The 18,523-nt window shown below is 69.5% G+C and carries 19 protein-coding genes and 3 tRNA genes; 5 read left to right on the top strand and 17 right to left on the bottom strand.

Going from position 1 to position 18,523, the window contains the following annotated elements:
* Positions 1 to 7: 7 nt before the first annotated feature.
* The 3 genes from NE358_RS01880 to NE358_RS01870 all read right to left on the bottom strand — a co-directional run bounded on the left by NE358_RS01880 (position 8) and on the right by NE358_RS01870 (position 2,533).
* Positions 8 to 730, bottom strand: coding sequence for a hypothetical protein (locus tag NE358_RS01880; RefSeq protein WP_289940874.1), 723 nt, complete (start codon positions 728 to 730; stop codon positions 8 to 10).
* A 74-nt stretch (positions 731 to 804) separates the two neighbouring features.
* Positions 805 to 2,271 (bottom strand): cardiolipin synthase, encoded by a 1,467-nt coding sequence (gene cls / locus NE358_RS01875; protein WP_103206863.1) that lies wholly within the window; start codon positions 2,269 to 2,271, stop codon positions 805 to 807.
* Between the two features lie 64 nt (positions 2,272 to 2,335).
* On the bottom strand, positions 2,336 to 2,533 hold the full coding sequence (locus NE358_RS01870) for a hypothetical protein (protein WP_103206864.1): 198 nt from the start codon (positions 2,531 to 2,533) through the stop codon (positions 2,336 to 2,338).
* 134 nt (positions 2,534 to 2,667) lie between these two features.
* On the opposite strand from NE358_RS01870, the gene NE358_RS01865 reads away from it, so the two are divergent.
* The gene (locus tag NE358_RS01865) at positions 2,668 to 3,831 is read left to right on the top strand and encodes a DUF4192 family protein (protein WP_289940869.1); all 1,164 of its coding nucleotides are present in this window, start codon (positions 2,668 to 2,670) and stop codon (positions 3,829 to 3,831) included.
* On the opposite strand, the gene lysS is transcribed toward NE358_RS01865, so the two are convergent.
* From lysS to tilS, 13 genes are all read right to left on the bottom strand, one after another.
* The gene (gene lysS, locus NE358_RS01860; protein WP_141376531.1) at positions 3,782 to 5,302 is read right to left on the bottom strand and encodes a lysine--tRNA ligase; all 1,521 of its coding nucleotides are present in this window, start codon (positions 5,300 to 5,302) and stop codon (positions 3,782 to 3,784) included. The genes NE358_RS01865 and lysS overlap by 50 nt on opposite strands.
* Positions 5,303 to 5,380: 78 nt before the next feature.
* Positions 5,381 to 6,235, bottom strand: a complete 855-nt coding sequence (panC, locus tag NE358_RS01855; protein ID WP_103206867.1) for a pantoate--beta-alanine ligase — start codon at positions 6,233 to 6,235, stop codon at positions 5,381 to 5,383.
* Positions 6,232 to 6,954, bottom strand: coding sequence for a DUF2520 domain-containing protein (locus NE358_RS01850; RefSeq protein WP_103207102.1), 723 nt, complete (start codon positions 6,952 to 6,954; stop codon positions 6,232 to 6,234). The genes panC and NE358_RS01850 overlap by 4 nt, the downstream gene beginning before the upstream one ends.
* Positions 6,951 to 8,429, bottom strand: coding sequence for a PH domain-containing protein (locus tag NE358_RS01845; RefSeq protein WP_289940863.1), 1,479 nt, complete (start codon positions 8,427 to 8,429; stop codon positions 6,951 to 6,953). The genes NE358_RS01850 and NE358_RS01845 overlap by 4 nt, the downstream gene beginning before the upstream one ends.
* 101 nt (positions 8,430 to 8,530) lie before the next feature.
* Entirely contained in the window at positions 8,531 to 9,262 is a 732-nt protein-coding gene (locus tag NE358_RS01840; RefSeq protein WP_499318221.1) for a PH domain-containing protein, read from the bottom strand.
* On the bottom strand, positions 9,216 to 9,701 hold the full coding sequence (locus NE358_RS01835) for a DUF3180 domain-containing protein (protein ID WP_289940862.1): 486 nt from the start codon (positions 9,699 to 9,701) through the stop codon (positions 9,216 to 9,218). Before NE358_RS01835 ends, NE358_RS01840 begins: the two co-directional genes overlap by 47 nt.
* Positions 9,698 to 10,225: a 2-amino-4-hydroxy-6-hydroxymethyldihydropteridine diphosphokinase gene (gene folK, locus NE358_RS01830; RefSeq protein WP_103206869.1), complete on the bottom strand. Its 528-nt coding sequence runs from the start codon at positions 10,223 to 10,225 to the stop codon at positions 9,698 to 9,700. Before folK ends, NE358_RS01835 begins: the two co-directional genes overlap by 4 nt.
* Entirely contained in the window at positions 10,222 to 10,587 is a 366-nt protein-coding gene (folB, locus tag NE358_RS01825) for a dihydroneopterin aldolase (RefSeq protein WP_103206870.1), read from the bottom strand. Before folB ends, folK begins: the two co-directional genes overlap by 4 nt.
* Positions 10,587 to 11,378 (bottom strand): dihydropteroate synthase, encoded by a 792-nt coding sequence (gene folP, locus NE358_RS01820; RefSeq protein ID WP_141376523.1) that lies wholly within the window; start codon positions 11,376 to 11,378, stop codon positions 10,587 to 10,589. Before folP ends, folB begins: the two co-directional genes overlap by 1 nt.
* Positions 11,375 to 11,962 (bottom strand): GTP cyclohydrolase I, encoded by a 588-nt coding sequence (gene folE, locus NE358_RS01815; protein ID WP_103206872.1) that lies wholly within the window; start codon positions 11,960 to 11,962, stop codon positions 11,375 to 11,377. Before folE ends, folP begins: the two co-directional genes overlap by 4 nt.
* Positions 11,963 to 11,968: 6 nt before the next feature.
* Positions 11,969 to 13,972, bottom strand: coding sequence for an ATP-dependent zinc metalloprotease FtsH (gene ftsH, locus NE358_RS01810; protein WP_103206873.1), 2,004 nt, complete (start codon positions 13,970 to 13,972; stop codon positions 11,969 to 11,971).
* A 139-nt stretch (positions 13,973 to 14,111) separates the two neighbouring features.
* The gene (gene hpt / locus NE358_RS01805) at positions 14,112 to 14,663 is read right to left on the bottom strand and encodes a hypoxanthine phosphoribosyltransferase (protein WP_141376520.1); all 552 of its coding nucleotides are present in this window, start codon (positions 14,661 to 14,663) and stop codon (positions 14,112 to 14,114) included.
* Positions 14,664 to 14,686: 23 nt separating this feature from the next.
* The gene (gene tilS / locus NE358_RS01800; protein WP_289940853.1) at positions 14,687 to 15,685 is read right to left on the bottom strand and encodes a tRNA lysidine(34) synthetase TilS; all 999 of its coding nucleotides are present in this window, start codon (positions 15,683 to 15,685) and stop codon (positions 14,687 to 14,689) included.
* A 90-nt stretch (positions 15,686 to 15,775) separates the two neighbouring features.
* On the opposite strand from tilS, the gene NE358_RS01795 reads away from it, so the two are divergent.
* Entirely contained in the window at positions 15,776 to 16,309 is a 534-nt protein-coding gene (locus NE358_RS01795; protein WP_103206876.1) for an inorganic diphosphatase, read from the top strand.
* A 60-nt stretch (positions 16,310 to 16,369) separates the two neighbouring features.
* Here the strand turns inward: NE358_RS01795 and NE358_RS01790 are convergent, their stop codons facing one another.
* Positions 16,370 to 17,809, bottom strand: coding sequence for a peptidoglycan DD-metalloendopeptidase family protein (locus NE358_RS01790; RefSeq protein ID WP_289940851.1), 1,440 nt, complete (start codon positions 17,807 to 17,809; stop codon positions 16,370 to 16,372).
* A 213-nt stretch (positions 17,810 to 18,022) separates the two neighbouring features.
* On the opposite strand from NE358_RS01790, the gene NE358_RS01785 reads away from it, so the two are divergent.
* The 3 genes from NE358_RS01785 to NE358_RS01775 all read left to right on the top strand — a co-directional run bounded on the left by NE358_RS01785 (position 18,023) and on the right by NE358_RS01775 (position 18,336).
* Positions 18,023 to 18,095 (top strand) — tRNA-Glu (locus NE358_RS01785).
* Between the two features lie 30 nt (positions 18,096 to 18,125).
* A tRNA-Asp gene (locus NE358_RS01780) sits at positions 18,126 to 18,199 on the top strand.
* Between the two features lie 64 nt (positions 18,200 to 18,263).
* Positions 18,264 to 18,336 (top strand) — tRNA-Phe (locus NE358_RS01775).
* The last annotated feature ends 187 nt before the right edge of the window (positions 18,337 to 18,523 follow it).

The raw sequence follows: 18,523 nt of genomic DNA, 5'->3' as shown, positions 1-18,523 counted from the left end.
GTCGAGGTCATCGCGCGCCGAGCACGGGGATGGGCGAGCCCGCGTCGACACCACCACCGGAGAGCACGAGCGACACCGCGCCCGACCCGGCCTCGCGGCCGATGTCGGCGAGGGTCACCCGCGGCGCGATGTCCATCGTGCAGATCTGATCGGCCGGCGGTGTCGCGAACTGGACGGCGACATCGGAGCCCGCGGTGGTGACCGCCTCGACAGAGGGGACGCACGTGGAGCTGCCGTAGGTGACGATGGCGACGAGGGAGTCGTTCACCCAGCCTGCGGACGGGGAGAATTCACCCGTGGCGGCAGGCGCTGGCGCGAGCCCCGCGAGCCTGGCCTCCCCCTGCGCGACGCCCGTCACGGTGACGGCGAGATCCTGACCCGGGTCGACACCCGCGGGCAGAGCGACCAATGTGGCCCGCGGCGCCATGTCGCGGGTGCACTCCTGCTGCGCAGACTCGGAGAGCTCCACCGCGAGGGTGGTGCCGGCGAGGTTCGGCTGGCCGCTCACGACCGGCGGGCACGAGGAACTCCCGTTCGTGACCACCGCGATCGAGCGGCCACCGTCGACCCACGCGGCCCCGACCTCGGCGGAGGGCGTCGAGGCGGTGGCATCCGGGCTCGAACCCGGCATCGGGGGCGCAGACGGGCCGGTGGCGCATCCGGCGAGAGCGCCGGCGGTGACGAGAGCGGCGCCGATCATTCCGAGCAGGGTCAAACGGTGTTGCGACATCAGAACCTCCGGGGGCGAGTTCTGCCCCATGATGTCGGAGAATCCTGGGTACCGGCGGCGAATGCCGCGGCGCGTCACTGGAGCGCGGAGGTGAGGCGGGCCAGGTTGTCGAGGATCGTCGAGCGCAGCGGTTGACGGCGCCACTCCTCGATCGTCAGCTGTCGACTCAGGGTGCGATACGCGCCCTCGATAGCGCGCATGTCGCGGACGAATTCCTCGCCGCGAACGAGGAGCGACACCTCGAGGTTCAGACCGAACGACCGCATGTCCATGTTGCTCGAGCCGATCACGGCGACCTCGTCGTCGATCGTGACGCTCTTGCTGTGAAGGATGTAGGGCTTGCGGTACATCCAGATCGTGACGCCGGCATGCAGCAGGGCCTCGTAGTAGCTGCGTTGCGCGTGGTACACCATCGCCTGGTCACCCTCTTCGGAGACGAAGAGCTCGACGTGCACACCGCGCTGGCAGGCGGTCGTGATCGCGAGCAGCAGGGCCTCGTCGGGAACGAAGTAGGGGCTGACAATGATGATGCGCTCCTTGGCCGCGAAGAGCAGGCCGAGGAACAGCTTGAGGTTGTTCTGAAAATCGAACCCGGGCCCCGAGGGCACGACCTGGCAGTCGAGATCGCCCGGGCCGGAGGTGACGCTGAACAGGTCGATCTCGTCGCGGAGGGTCTCGTCGGTCTCGCTGTACCAGTCGGAGAGGAAGACCGCATTGATGCTCGCGACGACGGGTCCTTCGACGCGCACCATCAAGTCGACCCAGTGCAGACCGCGTCGGATGTTCTTGCGCAGGTTGTACGACGAGTCGGTGACGTTCTGCGATCCCATGTACGCGACGTCACCGTCGATAACGAGGAGCTTGCGGTGATTGCGGAGGTCGGGACGCTGGTAGCGACCGCGCAGCGGCTGCACGGGCAGCATCAGGTGCCAGTGGGCTCCCATCGCGTCGAGGCGACGAAGCGTCTGCTTGTAGAACGGCTTGCCACGGTTCGCCCAGTGATCGAGCAGCACGCGCACCACGACGCCGCGCTCCGCGGCTTCTTCGAGGGCACGGAAGAAGTTGTCGGTCGAGGCGTCGGTCTGCAGGATGTAGAACTCGACGTGGACGTAGCGCTGAGCCTGCCGGATGGCCTCGGCCATGGCATCCAGGCTCTGCTGATAATCGGCGATCAGGGTGGCGGCGTTGTCTCCGGCGATCGGCATGGCACCCAGGTTGCGGTTGAGCTGGACGAGCGCACGGAACCACTGAGGGGCGTTGGGGCGGAGGGTGCCGAACTCGAGCGAGGCGCTCGTGTCGTGGATGTACTCGTTGATCGCGGTCTGCTTTCGACGGCGCTTGCGCGGCAGCCGGGGGTTGCCGATCAGCAGGAAGAGGAAGACGCCGACGAACGGGATGAAGTAGATCGCGAGCAACCACGCCATCGCCGCGGTCGGCCGCCGGTTGCGCGGCACGATGATGATCGCGGCGATGCGCACCACCAGGTCGACGACGAAGAGCGTGATGACGAGCCAGCTCGCGTCGAACGTGGCGTTGAGCACGGATCCTCCTGGACGGGTTGTGGACCCAGCGTAGCGACGGCCTCCGACAGAGACCGAAGGGGTGTCAGGCCGCGGGGCCCTCGCCCGTGCGCGCGACCGGGGGAAGACCGCGCTTGGCGCGCTCCTCCGCTTCGATGCGGGCGTAGGCCTTGCGCTCGGTGCGATCCATCCGGATGACGTTGCGGAGGATGAAGAAGAAGACCACCGACACCACGAGGGTCGGCAGAATCGCCCACAACATCGCGGTCCAGGTCTCGTCCATGGTGTCGAGGATACCCGCGCTGACGGAGCGCGCGGTCTGAGGAGGTTCCTCCCCAGGTGACGAATGCCAGGATTCCTCCACGATCGAGCTATCGAGCCCCGCGGGAGGACGGTCCTCTTCGACACCCTCGACCCATGGCACCCACCGTCGTCTCCGTCACCTCGTCCGCATCGTTCCTCGCCCTCGTCCCGCGCCTGCTCGAATGCACCCCGAGCCGGAGTCTCGTGCTCGTGCCCTTCACCGAGTCCCGCTCACTCGGCGCGATGCGCGTCGATCTGCCCCCCGCCGGAGCGTCTGCCTCGGTCGAGAGCATCGCGTCCACGATCATCGGTATGGCCTGCAAAGTCGCGCGAACGGATGCCGTGGCTCTCGTCGTCTATACCGACGACGACGTCGCGGGCCCGGCAGCCCTGCCGCACCGGGCGCTCGTCGACGCCGCCATCGCCCGGGCGGACATCTGCGGGCTCCGCGTGGTCGACGCCCTCGTCGTCGGCCCGGACGGGTGGGACAGCTACCTGTCCCCCTCGTCGTCGACACCGCATCCGCTCTCCGAGGTCACCGCGCCGCCGCAGGGCGAGCCCGGGTCCGGTCTCGTCGCCGATCAGTTCACCGCGGCCGAACTGCCGCGGATCGATTCCGCTCTCTCGCGAGGCGTGCTCGCAGCGCTCCGCAGAATCGAGCGCGTGCTCGACGGCGCGCACGATCGTCGCGCGCTCCCCCGGCGCGAACATGCCGCCGCAGTCGATCCGGCCGCCGCAGCGGTGGCGGATCCGCCCGTCCTGCTCGAAGACGCGCTGGCGTCCGCGCCGGCTCAGTTGGACGCCGCGCAACTCGCCGCCGTCGCCTTCTGCCTCGACCGCCCCTCGCTGCGCGACGTGGCTCTCATGCAGTGGGCGGCCGACCTCGCCACCGGCGACGCCACTCTTCACGCCCAGACCGCGTATCGCCGCGGGACGCCGTTCCCCGAGGATCTCGCGCGGCCGATGTGGGGAGAAGGGGCTCGCCCCGACCCCGACCGTCTTCGCCGCGCGCTCGAACTCTGCCGGTTCGTGGCCGCGGCCCTCCCCCGTGAGCGTCGCCCCGGTGCGCTGTCGGCGTGCGCCTGGCTCGCCTGGGCGACGGGACGCTCCTCCCACGCCGCCGTCTACGCCGAGACGGCCCTCGAGATCGACGCGGACCACGGCCTCAGCGCCATCGTCCTCGACATCATCGACGCCGGGCGTCTACCGGAGTGGGTGTTCGAGCGTCCTACTTCACCAGCGGGAACAGGATCGTCTCCCGGATACCCAGGCCGGTGATCGCCATGAGCAGACGGTCGATGCCCATGCCCATACCGCCCGTGGGGGGCATACCGTGCTCGAGGGCGCGGAGGAACTCCTCGTCGATCGGCATGGCTTCGACGTCGCCCCGAGCGGCGAGCTTGGCCTGCTCGGTGAAGCGGTGACGCTGAATCACGGGGTCGACGAGCTCGGAGTAGCCGGTCGCGAGCTCGAAGCCGCGCACGTAGAGGTCCCACTTCTCGACGACGCCCGCGATCGAGCGGTGTTCGCGGACCAGGGGGCTGGTATCGACGGGGAAGTCCATGACGAAGGTCGGGCGCGTCAGACCGCCCTTGACGAAGTGCTCCCACAGCTCTTCGACCCACTTGCCGTGGGTGTCCTGGGGCGGGGCGTCGACGCCGGCCTCGTCGCCGAGGGCTCGCAGCTCGTCGAGCGCAGTCTCGGGGGTGATGTGACGACCGGACGCGGCGGACAGCGAGTCGTACATCGAGATGCGGTCCCACTCGCCGCCCAGGTCGTACTCGGTGCCGTCAGCCCACGTGACCGTGGTCGAACCGGCCACGGCGACGGCGGCGTCCTGGATCAGGGTCTGGGTCAGATCGGCGATGCCGTTGTAATCGGTGTAGGCCTGGTACGCCTCGAGCATCGCGAACTCGGGGCTGTGCGTCGTATCGGCACCCTCGTTGCGAAAGTTGCGGTTGATCTCGTAGACCCGGTCGATACCGCCCACCACGGCGCGCTTGAGGTAGAGCTCGGGCGCGATGCGCAGGAACAGCTCGGTGTCGAAGGCGTTCGAGTGCGTCGTGAAGGGACGCGCGCTCGCACCGCCGTGCTGCACCTGCAGCATCGGGGTCTCGACCTCGACGAAACCGCGCTCGGTGAAGGTGCGGCGCAGGCTCGCATTCACCGTGGCGCGGGCCAGGACGGTCTCGCGAGCGCGGTCGCGCACGATCAGGTCGAGGAAGCGGCTGCGGACGCGGCTCTCCTCGCTGAGCTCCGTGTGGAGGTTCGGCAGGGGCAGCACGGCCTTGGCCGCGATCGTCCACTCGGAGACCATGATCGACAGCTCGCCGCGGCGGCTCGAGATGACCTCGCCCGAGACGAAGACGTGGTCTCCGAGGTCGACGAGCTCCTTCCATGCCTGCAGCGACTCCTCGCCCACGCTCGCGAGCGAGACCATGGCCTGGATGCGGCTGCCGTCGCCCGACTGCAGGGACGCGAAGCAGAGCTTGCCGGTGTTGCGGCTGAACACCACGCGACCGGCGACCCCGGCCGTCTCACCGGTCTCGGCGCCTGCTTCGAGCTCTCCGAAGCGCGCGCGCAGCTCGGGGATCGTCGTCGTGACGGGGACCGCGACCGGGTACGGACCGCCCGCGGAGTCGGAACGTTCCGCGAGCAGGCGCTCGCGCTTGGCCAGGCGCACCGCCTTCTGCTCGAAGACTTCGTCTTCGGTCGGTTCGGCGGCGTCGTTCGCGGGCGCGTCGGTCATCAGGAAGGCTCCTCGGGGTCTCCCCCAGTGTATTCGTCGTCCTCGACCGCCCCGGAGCCGCCACCCGAGCGGCGGTCGTCAGCGCAGCGAGATCTCGGCGTTGTCGATGAAGCGGTGGCCGCCCACGGTGGCGGCGATGAGCGCGAACGCGCGACCGCGGTGCCCGTCGTCCACCGGCAGGAAGGTCTCCGGATCGACCACGCTCAGGTATTCCAGCGTGATCCGCGGCTCCCCCATGAGCGCCGACTGGGCCGCCGCGATGCACGAGTCGACGCCGAGGTCGGAGTTGGATGCCGCCGCCTCCAGCGCGCGCGGAAGGGCCGCGGCCGCGCGACGATCGACGGCATCGAGCAGAGCCACGCGGCTCGACACGGGCAGACCGTCATCGGTACGCACGGTCGGCACCGTCGCGATCTCGATCGGGAAATCGAGATCACGCACCATCCGGCGCACGAGGAAGATGCGCTGGAGGTCGCGCTCCCCGTAGATCGCGACGTCGGGGCGCACGAGATGGTAGAGCTTCGCCTCGACGGTGAGGACCCCGTCGAAGTAGAACGGACGAACACGACCCTCGTAGCGCAGGCCGATATCGCCCGCCGAAACACGCGTCGTGGCCGTACCCGCCGGCAAGAACTCCTCGACCGTGGGGGCGAAGACGGCGTCCACGCCGAGGTCCGCGAGTACCCGCGCATCGGATTCCGGCGAGCGAGGGTAGGCCGCCGTATCGTCGGCCGTGCGGAAGCGCAGCGGATTGACGAAGGTCGACACCACGACCACGTCGGCGAGGTCGCGGGCTTCGCGAATGAGATCGACGTGGCCGTCGTGCAGCGCGCCGAGGGTGGATACCAGGGCGACGCGCGGGCCGGCGTCCGATCGATCTGCGCCTCGGATCTCGCCGAGTCGGGTGCGCAGATCCTCGAGGGTGCGGATCATCCGTCGATCGTAGCGGTGCCGCCGAGGTCGTCGCGGCGCCCGCCCTCGATGAGAGCCTGGTCGACGCTCGACCGGACGAGCGCCGACAGGTACGCGCCGGGATTCTCGATCCCGATGCGATCCAGCAGAGCGGACGACTGGCGCACGATCGAACGCGAGAACTCCGTCGCCGTCGCGATGGCCTCCGCATACGTCGCCCGATCGTCCTCGGCGACCACGATCGGTTCGCACCCGAGTTCGACGGCGAGCGCCTGCGCGATCGGCAGCACCGGGGCGGGGGCTGTGACGGCGGCATACGACTGCGCCAGTTGGCGCAGATCGATCGACGACACTCCCGTGAAGGCCATGGCGGGATGGATGGCCAGCGGAATGGCACCGCTCCGGGCGGCGGGATCCAGCACCCGCGCCCCGTACGCGGCGTCGGTGTGCAGCACCAGCTGGCCCGGCTGCCACGCGCCGACCTCGGCGAGACCCGAGACCAGACCCGGCAGCTGGTCGTGCGGCACGGCCACGACCACCAGCTCGCTGCGTCGGACGACTTCGTCGGAGGTCAGCACCGGGAGGCCCGGCAGGATCGCCTCGACGCGATCGTCGTCGGAACCCGACGTGATCCCCGTCAGGGCGTGCCCTGCTCCCGCCAAGGCCGCCGCGATGACCGGCCCGACGCGGCCGGCCCCGATCACCCCGACGCCGAGGCGTCCGTCACGTCCGGCGCTCATCCGGCCCACCGGTGGGTGCGGTCGATGGCCGCCGCATCGATTCCAGCTCGAGCCGTGCGCTCGAACAACCCCAGCGCGTCGTCACGGTCGAGGACACCTACAGATGTCTGCACGGTGCCCGCGATCACGTGGGCGATGAGGGTGGCGGTCCCCGTCGCGCGGGCGAGGGGTCCCTGGTGCAGGCCGATCGACTGCAGCCGCGCGAGGGGAATCAGGCTCAGCGAACGCCAGACCCACCCGCGGCGCAGGAGCAGCGCATCGGCCGTCAACAGCGCTCCGTTGCGGCGCCACGACAGCGGGCGCAGCCATCGAGCGCGTTTCGGGGTCGTCACGTAGGAATCGTCGTCCATCGGACCCAGGATGCCGTCGCGGAACACGAGAGTCCACTCGTCGGCCGACAGGCCGGGGGCGAGGATCCGCAGAACGCGTTCGACGTCGGCGCGCGTGCCGATCGGCAGCACCGCTGCCAGCTGATCGTTGCTCGTGTCGGTCGAGGACCGCCCCGAGAGGCGGTTGACCGAGATCGTCCACCATCCGAAGGGACGCCACATCAGGGGCTGCCGCACCTCGATCGCGTGCACGCGGCCGGGCGGCACGACCTCCGACACGGTCGTGAACAGGCCGAAAGTCACACGCACGCCGTCGACGGTCGGAGCGATGGAATACCGCAGGCCACGGGCGATCGACCGCACGTAGTACGCCCCGAACGCGAGGAACATCGGAACGACCGTGAACAGCAGCCACAGGGTCGACACCGACGCCGCGACGACGATTCCCACGACGAGGGCGATGAGGATGAGGCTCGATCCACTCAGGACACGGGATGCCACGAGCCGGCCGAACGGAATGCGGACGATGCTCTCCGGCTCGGCGTCGGAGAGGTCCTCCCCGTCCACGATTCCCTGCAAGCCCGAGCCCACGGCCGCCGCCGCCTGTCGAGCGAAGGAAGCGCGGCCACCGGGTTCCGCTCGACCTTCGGCGAGACGCCGGCCCGACGCGAGACGGAGGATATCGCCGCGGATGGCCTCGGCATCCTTGCCAGAGAGGTACTCCAGCTTGACGTTGGCATCGAGTCCCGCGCCGGCCACCTCCAGCTTCGCGAGCCCGAGGAGGCGGGCGACCATCGGACGTGTCAGGTTGACCCCCTGCACGCGGTCGAGCGGCGCGCGGCGGTGCGTGCGGAACAGCACGCCCGAGCGCACCTCGACGTCGTCCTCGCTGATGCGCAGGGTGTGGAACCGCCACGACAGCCGGAACAGCACCAGCAGCACGATGAGCACGACGAGAGCCGCAGCCGCCGCGATGAGGATCAGGTTGTTCGCGAGGAGGAAATCGACCGGGTCGGGGGGAAGCTCCCCCGGGGGCAGATCGGTGAACACCGGGAAGACCCATTCGACGAGACGCTCGCGCAGGTTCGTCACGATGACGCCGACGATCACGACGAGCGTCAGTCCACCCCGGAGCAACGGCGTCAACGGATGGAGCCGATGCCATTCCCCGTCGCTGTAGGGCGAACGCACGACCGTCCGCTGCCGAGGCGGCGATCCGAGAGGCGAGCCCGCCGTGTCCGGATCGGTCACAGTCCGGTCCGGCGGGTCTCGGCGACGGCCACGAGAGTGTCGCGCAGCCGTTCGGCCGCCTCCTGGGTGAGACCGGGGATGGTCACACCCGTCGACGCCGCAGCGGTCACGAGCTTGAGCTGGGCGATGCCGAAGCCCCGGTCGAGGGGGCCGTGGGTGATGTCGACGAGCTGCATGCGGCCGTACGGGACCGCGACCACCCGCTGCCAGAGGATTCCTCGACGGAACACGAGGTCGTCGCGGCGCAGCTGGTAGCCGAAGGAGCGCGCCTGGCGCGGGGTGATGACGAGGCCGATCGCGGTGACCAGCAGGATGACCCCCGCGGGGATCCACAGCCACGAGAATCCCGCGAGCGCCTGCACGATGACGGCGGCAGCCAGCACCAGGACGAACACGGCCCCCTGCGAGATCAGCTGCACCCGCACGTATGCACGGGCCAGCTGGTGCCACGTGCCCTCTCCGAGGGGCAGGCGGCGCTCCGAGCGCGGTTCGAGGATGCGATCGTACGTGCCCACGCCGAGGACGGCATCGTCGGCCGCTGCATCGCCGTCGGCGGGTCGTCGGGCGTCGGCGGAGCGAGCGTCGGCCGGGCGGACGTCGGAGGGGTCCGTATCCGCACGAGGAGCACGAGATCGCTCGGCCGCGATCCCCTCCGAGACCCCCGCCTGCGTCTGCGGAACGTCAGATCCCCACGGGTCCTGCGGGGGTGTTCCCTGGGGCGTCGTCATCGTCGTCCTTCCGGATGGTGCAGAGCTGCTCGGCCACGAGTCCCGCGACGACGAGGATGACGGCGCAAACGAGTGTCGCGATGATCGATCCCATCGAGCCTATCGAGGGCACCACGGGGCGGGTCACCAGGAACCCGATCAACCCGGCCGCGAATCCGGCCGCGGCCGCGCCGAGAAGGGACGACGCTTTCGCCAGCATCGCGACGCGCACCGCCCGGAACGGATCGATCGGCCGGGTGTTCCGGCCCCGCGTCGCCCGGAACACCGGGATGGCGAGCACGACGATCACCGCGGCGAGCAGCGCGAGGATCGTGGGCAGACTCGCCGCGGGGACGAATGTCGACCGCCCCATCGCCGTGAGCGACGTGTCGAGCAGGAACCCGACGACGAGGCCGACGACGACGGCGATCGTGAGGATGCCGGCTCCTGTGCGCTTCATCGGACGCCTCCGCGCAGCTTCTCGAGCAGGTCGGCGACGCGTCCGCGGCCGGGGATCTCGGCATCCGGGTCCACGTCGAGCCACGGCGCGAGCACGAACTCCCGCTCGTGTGCGCGGGGGTGCGGAACGACGAGATCGTCGCGGTCGATGCGTTCGTCGCCGTAGGTGATCAGATCGAGATCGAGGGTGCGGTCGCCCCAGCGCTCGCGGCGCACTCGACCGTGCCGCGCCTCGATCCGGTGGAGCGACGCGAGCAGCTCCCCCGGCGACAGACGCGTCTCGAGGACCGCCACCGCGTTCAGGTACCGCGGGGCGTCGGCGTCTTCGCCCTGCAGCGTCACGGCCACCGTCTCGATCGAGGCGGACACGCGGACATCGGTGGTGAGAGTTAACCGCCGCAGTTCGTCGACCGCGGCGGCAAGGGTCTCGTGCCGCGACCCGAGGTTGGCCCCCAGCGCGACGACGGCGTGCACGGGCGCGGGCCGCGGAGCCGCGTCGATGCCGTGCGCCAACCGCACGCTCACGACCGCGACCTCGAGATGGTCACGGCCACGTCGCCGAAGGGCACCGTGATGGGCGCCTGCGGCTTGTGCACGGTGATCGTGACGGCATCCACCCGCTCGTCGGCGAGGACCGCGTCGGCCAACCGCTGGGCCAGCGTCTCGAGCAGGTCGACCGGGTCGCCCTCGACGATCTCGACGAGGCGCTCGGCGAGTTCGCCGTAGTGCACCGTGTCGACGACATCGTCGGTCTCCGCCGCCCGTCGCAGCGACAGGAAGAGAGTCGCGTCGACCACGAACTCCTGCCCGTCGCGCTTCTCGTCGGGGTAGACACCGTGGTGCCCCACGGCGCGCACCCCCGTCAGCGTGATCCGATCGGCATCCATCAGGCCTCCCAAGCGCGGGCGACGGCGAGCGCGTCGCGGGTGGTCGGTACATCGTGCACGCGCACGGCCCACGCGCCCGCACGAGCGCACAGAGCGCTCGTGACGGCGGTCGCGAGATCGCGGCGGGCGAGGTCGGCGTCCTCGCCGAGCGCCTCCGCGAGGAACCTCTTCCGGCTCGTACCCACGAGCACACGGAGCCCGAGCCCCGCGATCTCGGGCAGCGCGCGCAGCGTCTGCCAGTTCTGCGCCCCGCGCTTACCGAAGCCGATACCGGGGTCGACGACCAATCGCGATCGGTCGATCCCCGCGGACAGAGCGGCCTCGACCCGCTCGGCGAGTTCGGAGGTGACTTCTCGCGCGACGTCCGCATAGTCGGCGCGCGCGTACATCTCGGTCGACGGCCCGCGCCAGTGCCCCAGGGCGAAATCCGCCTCGGTCTCAGCGACAGCGGCGAGCATGTCGGGGTCGGCGAGCCCACCCGACACGTCGTTCACGAGGCGCGCCCCGGCCCGCACCGCGGTGACCGCCGTGGCGGCGTTCATCGTGTCGATGCTCACGAACGAGCCTTCGGATGCCAGGGCCTCGACCACCGGCAGCACGCGCTGCTGCTCCACGCGCGGCGCGACCCGCTCGGCACCCGGCCGAGTCGATTCCCCGCCGACGTCGAGGATCTCGGCGCCCTGCTCGCGAAGGAGCCGGGCATGGGCGAGGGCGACGTCGGGATCGAGGTAGCGTCCGCCGTCGCTGAAGGAGTCGGGGGTGACGTTGACGATCCCCATGACGAGGGTCACGCGCGCGCCCCGATCAGCGCCACGAGCTCGGCCCGGGCGGCGGGGTCGCCGTACGCCCCGCGAGCGGCGATCGTCACGGTCGAGGCGTCGAGTTGTCGACCCCCGCGCATCGTGACGCACTCGTGCACGGCATCCAGGACGACGAGCACGCCGCGCGCATCGAGCGCCGAGGCGATCGCGTCGGCGACCTGTTCTCCCAGACGCTCCTGCACCTGCGGGCGGGCGGCGAGGATGTCGATGACGCGCGGCAGCGCCCCGAGCCCGACCACTTCCTCACCCGGGAGGTAGGCGACGTGCGCGCGGCCGCGGAACGGCAGCAGGTGATGCTCGCACATCGACCGGAAGGCGATGTCGCGCAGCATCACGGCTCCCGAGGGGAGGGTGTCGGGCGCCGGCCCGCGCGACACCGAGATGGTGTGCTGCAGCGGGGCTCCGGCATCCTGATTCACTCCCCCGAAGAATTCGGCCCAGGAGTCGGCGACGCGCGTCGGAGTCTGGCGGAGCCCGGGGCGATCGGGGTCCTCCCCGATCGCCTCCAGGAGCTCTCGCACCAGGACGGCGACGCGTTCACGATCGACGGCCACGGATCCTCAGGCGGTAGCCGGGCGCGTCTGTCCGCTCGGACGGGGCTGCGCCTTCGTCGCGGCCTGCGATTCCGCCTCGGTGGATGCCGCGATGCCGGCGGGCTGCTGACGACGGGGCACCTCGATGGGCGGCTGGTTCGACACCGGCCGGTCCCCCGACGACAACCACTGCGGCCGCGGCGTCAGGCGCTTGACGTCGGTGAAGATCTCGGCCAACTCGTTGTGGTCGAGAGTCTCCTTCTCGAGCAGCGCCAGCGCCAGTCGATCGAGCACTTCGCGGTTGTCGTTGATGACCTGGTAGGCCTCGTTGTGCGCCTGCTCGATGAGCGCGCGCACCTGGGCGTCGACGCGCTCCGCGATGCGCTCGGAGAAGTCTCGGCCGTGACCCATGTCGCGGCCCATGAAGACCTCTCCCGACGAGCCGCCGAGCTTGACCGGGCCCACCTCGTTGGTCATGCCGTACTCGGTGACCATCTTGCGGGCAATGCTCGTGGCCTTCTCGATGTCGTTCGACGCGCCCGTGGTGGGGTCGTGGAAGACGATCTCCTCGGCCACACGGCCGCCCATCGCGTACGTGAGCTGGTCCTGCAGCTCGTTGCGGGTGACGGAGTACTTGTCGTCGAGGGGAAGCACCATCGTGTAGCCGAGGGCTTTGCCGCGGGGAAGGATGGTGACCTTGGTCACGGGGTCGGTGTGGTTCATCGCGGCGGCGGCCAGGGCGTGACCGCCCTCGTGGTACGCGGTGATGAGCTTCTCTTTGTCCTTCATCACGCGGGTACGGCGCTGGGGACCTGCGATCACGCGGTCGATGGCCTCGTCGAGGGCGCGATTGTCGATGAGCTGCGCGTTCGAGCGGGCGGTCAGCAGGGCGGCCTCGTTCAGCACGTTGGCGAGGTCGGCGCCGGTGAAGCCGGGCGTCTTCCTGGCCACGACCTCGAGGTCGACCGAATCGGAGAGGGGCTTGCCGCGACCGTGCACCTCGAGGATGCGCTGGCGGCCCTTCAGGTCGGGAGCGTCGACGCCGATCTGGCGGTCGAAGCGGCCCGGACGCAGCAGGGCGGGGTCGAGGATGTCGGGGCGGTTCGTCGCCGCGATGACGATGACGTTGACCTTGGGGTCGAAGCCGTCCATCTCGACGAGCATCTGGTTCAGCGTCTGCTCGCGCTCGTCGTGACCGCCGCCCATACCGGCACCACGGTGGCGACCGACGGCGTCGATCTCGTCGATGAAGATGATGGCCGGAGAACTCTCCTTGGCCTGGTTGAAGAGGTCGCGGACGCGGCTCGCGCCGACACCGACGAACATCTCGACGAAGTCCGAGCCCGAGATCGAGTAGAACGGCACTCCGGCCTCGCCGGCGACGGCGCGGGCGAGAAGGGTCTTACCGGTTCCGGGAGGGCCGTACAGCAGCACACCCTTCGGAATGCGGGCGCCGACCTCTTCGAACTTCTTCGGATCCTTGAGGAACTCTTTGATCTCATCGAGCTCTTCGATCGCCTCGTCCGAACCCGCGACGTCCTGGAACGTGACGGTGGGAGTCTCTTTCGTCACGAGCTTGGCCCGCGACTTGCCGAACTGCATGACCTTGCTGCCACCGCCCTGGGCGCTGGAGAGCAGCCACCAGAACAGCAGACCGAGGAGCACGAGGGGCAGCATCAGCCCGAGGATGCTGTCGAACCAACCGGGCTTGGGCACCACGTCGTTGAAGCCGTCGGAGGGGTTCGCCGCATCGATCGCGCTGGCGACCTCGTTCGCGCGCGCCTGGCTGAAGTAGAACTGCACGTCGTTGGCGCCCTCGAAGGGCTGCGACAGCTTCAGGTCGACGCGCTGGTCGGGATCGTTCGTCACGACCTGGCTCACGGTGCCGCCCTTGAGCAGGTCCAGCCCCTCCTTGGTGGAGACCTGGCGGGCACCGCTCAAGTTGGAGATGAGGGAGAAACCGATGACGAGGAGCAGACCGACCAGCAGAACGTAGATGATCGGATTTCGCGTGATCTTCTTGAAATTCATGGTGGGCGAGCCCAGCCCTTTCGTGGTCCTCCGCAGAAACGCGGTCGCAACAGGCTAACGCCCACGGACTATGCCGGGCCTGTGCGTTCGTCATGGGCGTACAAGGCTCGGGATGCCGCCTCCCGGCGCCGTGGGAACGTCAGGAGTAGACGTGGGGCGCGAGCACGGCGACGTCGCGAAGATTGCGGTAGCGCTCGGCGTAGTCGAGTCCGTAGCCGATGACGAAGTCGTTGGGGATGTCGAAACCGACGTACCGGCAATCGACCTCGACCTTCATGGCTTCGGGTTTGCGCAGCAGTGCCAGCACCTCGACGGATTCGGCGCCGCGCGAGGCGAAGTTCTCGAGCAACCAGCTGAGGGTGAGGCCGGAGTCGATGATGTCCTCGACGATCAGCACGTGCTTGCCCGTGATGTCGGTGTCGAGGTCTTTGCGGATCTGCACCACACCGCTCGAGCGGGTGCTCGCGCCGTACGACGACACGGCCATCCAGTCCATCGACACGTGCACAGGGAGGTGGCGCGCGAAGTCGGCCATGACCATGACCGCGCCCTTCAACACGCCCACGAGGACGACCTCGCGGCCCTCGTAGTCGGCAGCCACCTGTGTCGCGAGTTCCGCGAGCTTCTCGTGGATCTGCTCCTCGGTGAGGAGGACTTCGCTGATGTCGTCGGAGATGTCGGCCGCGCGCATTGGGAAAGTCTACGTCGGCGGAATCAGGATGCCGTGCGCGCGACGACCTCGATACGCGCCCCGACGCGACGGGCGAGGCATCCGGGCAGATCGATGGGCCCCTGCCCCTTCCAGTCGGTCGCCAGCCGGGCGATCTCGAGGGTCTGCGCGCGGGACAGGGAGACGCCGAACTCACTGTCGACGACGTAACGGACGATCCGGTTGCGCAGGGCCGCCGGGTTCGCCGCGAGCGCGGCGACCGAGATCGAGATCCCCGCCTCGGCGTGCTCGACGATGTCCTCGATGGTCTCGTCGATCATGTCCTGGAACGCTTCGGCGTCTTCCCGCAGCTGCTCTGCGGTGCGGGCGAGGGCCTCTGCCACCCCCGGTCCGAGCTCGGTCTCGAGTACCGGCATCACCCTGTTGCGCACGCGCACGCGCGAGTACGCGGGGTCGGCATTGTGCGGGTCGGTCCACGGGTCAAGACCCTGCGCGGCGCAGGCCGCGACGGTGGTGTGCCGGCGCACGGCGAGCAGGGGGCGCACCCAGATCGGGCCCGTGGCATCCCGTCTCTCAGCGGGCATGCCCGCGAGGCTGAGCCCTCCGGAACCACGCGCGAGACCGAGCAGGACGGTCTCGGCCTGGTCGTCGAGCGTATGTCCGAGCAGGACGACGTCGGCCCCGATCTCGACGGCCGCCGCCGCGAGACCCGCATACCGTGCCGCTCGAGCCGCCGCCTCGGGGCCGTCGGTCGAACCGACCTCGACGCGGACGACGCGGGCGCCGAGACCGAGAGCACGCGCCTTCTCGGCGGCGGCCGCCGCCACGGCATCCGATCCCTCCTGCAGCCCGTGATCGATCACGACGGCCTCGGCCCGGATGCCGGCACGCGCGGCTTCGAAGGCGGTCGCCGCCGCGAGGGCCAGGGAGTCCGGACCACCGGAGAGCGCCACCGCGACGGGGCCGTCGGCACGCTCCAAGGCGGCACGCACCGCCCTGCGCACCTCGGCGACGGACGGGTCGAGTCCCGGGCGGTGATCCATGCCTCCACGGTAGCGGCGACCCGACGCGGCACCGTGGTCGCTCCCGGCTAGGCTGGGCCGCGGAAATCCACAGATCTAAGGAGCACGAGTATGGGCGCGTACGACGCCGTCATCGAGATCCCCCGCGGCAGCCGCGTGAAGTACGAAGTCGACCACGGCACCGGCCGCGTCTACCTCGACCGCATCCTCTACACGGTGTTCGGCTACCCCGCCAACTACGGTTTCTTCGAGAACACCCTCGGCGAAGACGGCGACCCGCTCGACGTGCTCGTGCTGCTCGACCGCGACCTCCACCCCGGCATCCTCGCCAAGGTGCGCCCCGTCGGCGTGCTCAAGATGAGCGACGAGGCCGGCGGCGACGACAAGGTCGTGGCCGTCCTCGCGAAGGACCCGCGTTGGGACCACATCCAGGACGTCGCCGACATCGACGAGTGGACCAAGAAGGAGATCTCGCACTTCTTCGAGCACTACAAGGACCTCGAGCCCAACAAGTGGGTCAAGGTCGACGAGTGGGCGGATGCCGCCGAAGCCGAGCGCCTCGTGGCCGAGGCCTTCACGCGCTTCGACGAGCACGACGCGCAGACCAAGACGCAGGGCTCGGGCGAGGCTCCCAACACGCTCTGATCAGCTGCCCCCACGAGAAAACCCCCGGTCCTCGGACCGGGGGTTTTCTCGTGCGCCTGATCAGACGTCGACGCCGCGCCAGCGCAGCCAGGGCGCGGGGTCGGTGGTCCCGCCCCACGGCGGGTAGACCTCGAAGTGCAGGTGGCAGCCGAAGGAGTTGCCGGTCTGACCCGTCGCGGCGATCTGCTGACCGGCCTCGACGCGCTGACCGTACGAGACGTAGATACCGCCGTTGACGATGTGGCCGTACCCGGTGCCCGAGCCGTCGTCGTGAGCGATGCGGATGTAGTTGCCGAAACCGCCGTTGACGCCGGCGTAGGTGACGCGACCGGCCGCTGCCGCGTAGATGGGTGACCAGCAGCTGGCGCCGAAGTCGAGGCCGAGGTGCCAGGTGCTCGCGCAGTAGCTCGAGTTGCACTGCCCCGAGCGGGGGCCGTACCCCGACGAGGTGTAGGCCGACGAGGGTCGAGCCCAGCCGGATCCGCCGACGCTTCCGCCGCCGCCGCCGCCGCCACCGCCGCCGCTGTTACCGCCGCCACCGCCACCGCCACCACCGCTGTTGTTGTTGTTGGCGGCTTCCTGCTCGCGTCGGGCACGCTCGGCGGCGTCTCGAGCTGCGGCCTCTTCACGGGCCTTGCGCTCGCGCTCTTCGCGCGCCTTGCGCTCGGCCTCTACACCGGCCTGGTAGTCGGCCACCGTCTTGGCCGTGGTGTCTTGAAGGGCCGCGAGCTGCGCCTCGAGAACGGCCTGATTGGCCTGCTGAGCGGCGAGGGCTTCCTGAGCGGCTTGGGCCGCCTGCTGCGCCGCGGCCATCTTGTCTTCGGCGATCTTCTGCAGGCGATCGCGCTCGGCGCGCGCGTCGTTGGCCTGATTGCTGAGGTTCTTCGCGCTGTCGCGAGCGGCCACCGCGGCGGAGTACACCGACTTGTTGCGCTCGAGGAGCTTGTCCATCGTGCCGAGCTTGGCCAGCAGATCGTCGGCGGATGCCGCGGAGCCGGAGAAGAAGAGGTTGAGCGAGGTGTCGTCACCGCCCGAGCGGTACAGCTGGGCGGCGACCTTGCCGGCCTTGCTGGCGGCGTCCGTCGCCTTCGCGGCTTCGGCGTCCGCCTGCTGCTGGATGAGCTGAGCGCGGTAGTCGGCGTCCTGGTAGGCCTGCTGCGCGGCGTAGTACTCATCGGACCGGGCCTGCACCTCGGCCTGCGTCCGAGCGACCTCGGACTGCAAGCCCTGGATCAGCCCCTGGATGCGCGAGATCTCGCCGGCCTTCGCGGCCTCGTTCGCCTTGGCGGCCTGCACGTCGTCCCACGAGGGATAGTCGGCGGCCACGGCGGGGGAACTGAAGCCGGCCGTCGCCGCACCGAAGGCTCCCAGAGCGACGGCACCGAGGGCGCCGTACTTCAGGGCGCTGCGCCTATCGAAGGTGGGCCACAAACGCCGCTGCTCGCTGGCCGTGGGGGCGCAGCCGCAGTCGTCGGTCTGATCAGGGGGTACGAGCGTCACGGGCTACCTCATCTCACCGGGTCGCAACTCGGCTAACAGTAGCAACACGAGTCACACGTACAACAGAGCGAGTTCCCGCTGTCGCGGCCTAGTTTGCGCCGCCGACACGCGCGGGCGCGGGACGCCACGCCCCGAATTGGCAATCTCGACGGTTGTGAAGTAGGCTCGGTCGTCGGCAAGCGAGGATGAAACTGCAAGGTTTCAGGCTCATTCGGCCCCATCGTTTAGCGGCCTAGGACGCCGCCCTTTCACGGCGGTAGCACGGGTTCGAATCCCGTTGGGGTCACTCTCCGGTGAAGTACAATTGAAAATGCATGGCCCTGTAGCGCAGTTGGTTAGCGTGCCGCCCTGTCACGGCGGAGGTCGCGGGTTCAAGTCCCGTCAGGGTCGCTCCATAGCGACGGGCCTTCTTTCGAGGAGGCCTTTCGTCTAGGAAGCGGCAGACATGTCGCTCGGCTCTGTAGCTCAGTTGGTAGAGCGCACGACTGAAAATCGTGAGGTCACGGGATCGACGCCCGTCGGAGCCACGGTCCCTCATGAGGCTTCTACTCATGGGGGACTTTTTCGTTCCCGGATGCCGCTCTGCGTCGGCATCCCCCCTTTCGCGGCGCTCCGCCGCCTCGTGAGCCAGCGTCGCGCGCTGCGCCGAAAACAGGCGGCGTGCCGAGACGAGGCCGTTCCGCGCGACAACGCGCTGTTCCAGCGGCTTCCCCC

This window comes from Sphingomonas sp. G5 (assembly GCF_052660795.1).
Note: the sequence above shows the minus strand (reverse complement) of the source record. Positions and strands in the feature narration are given on the sequence as shown.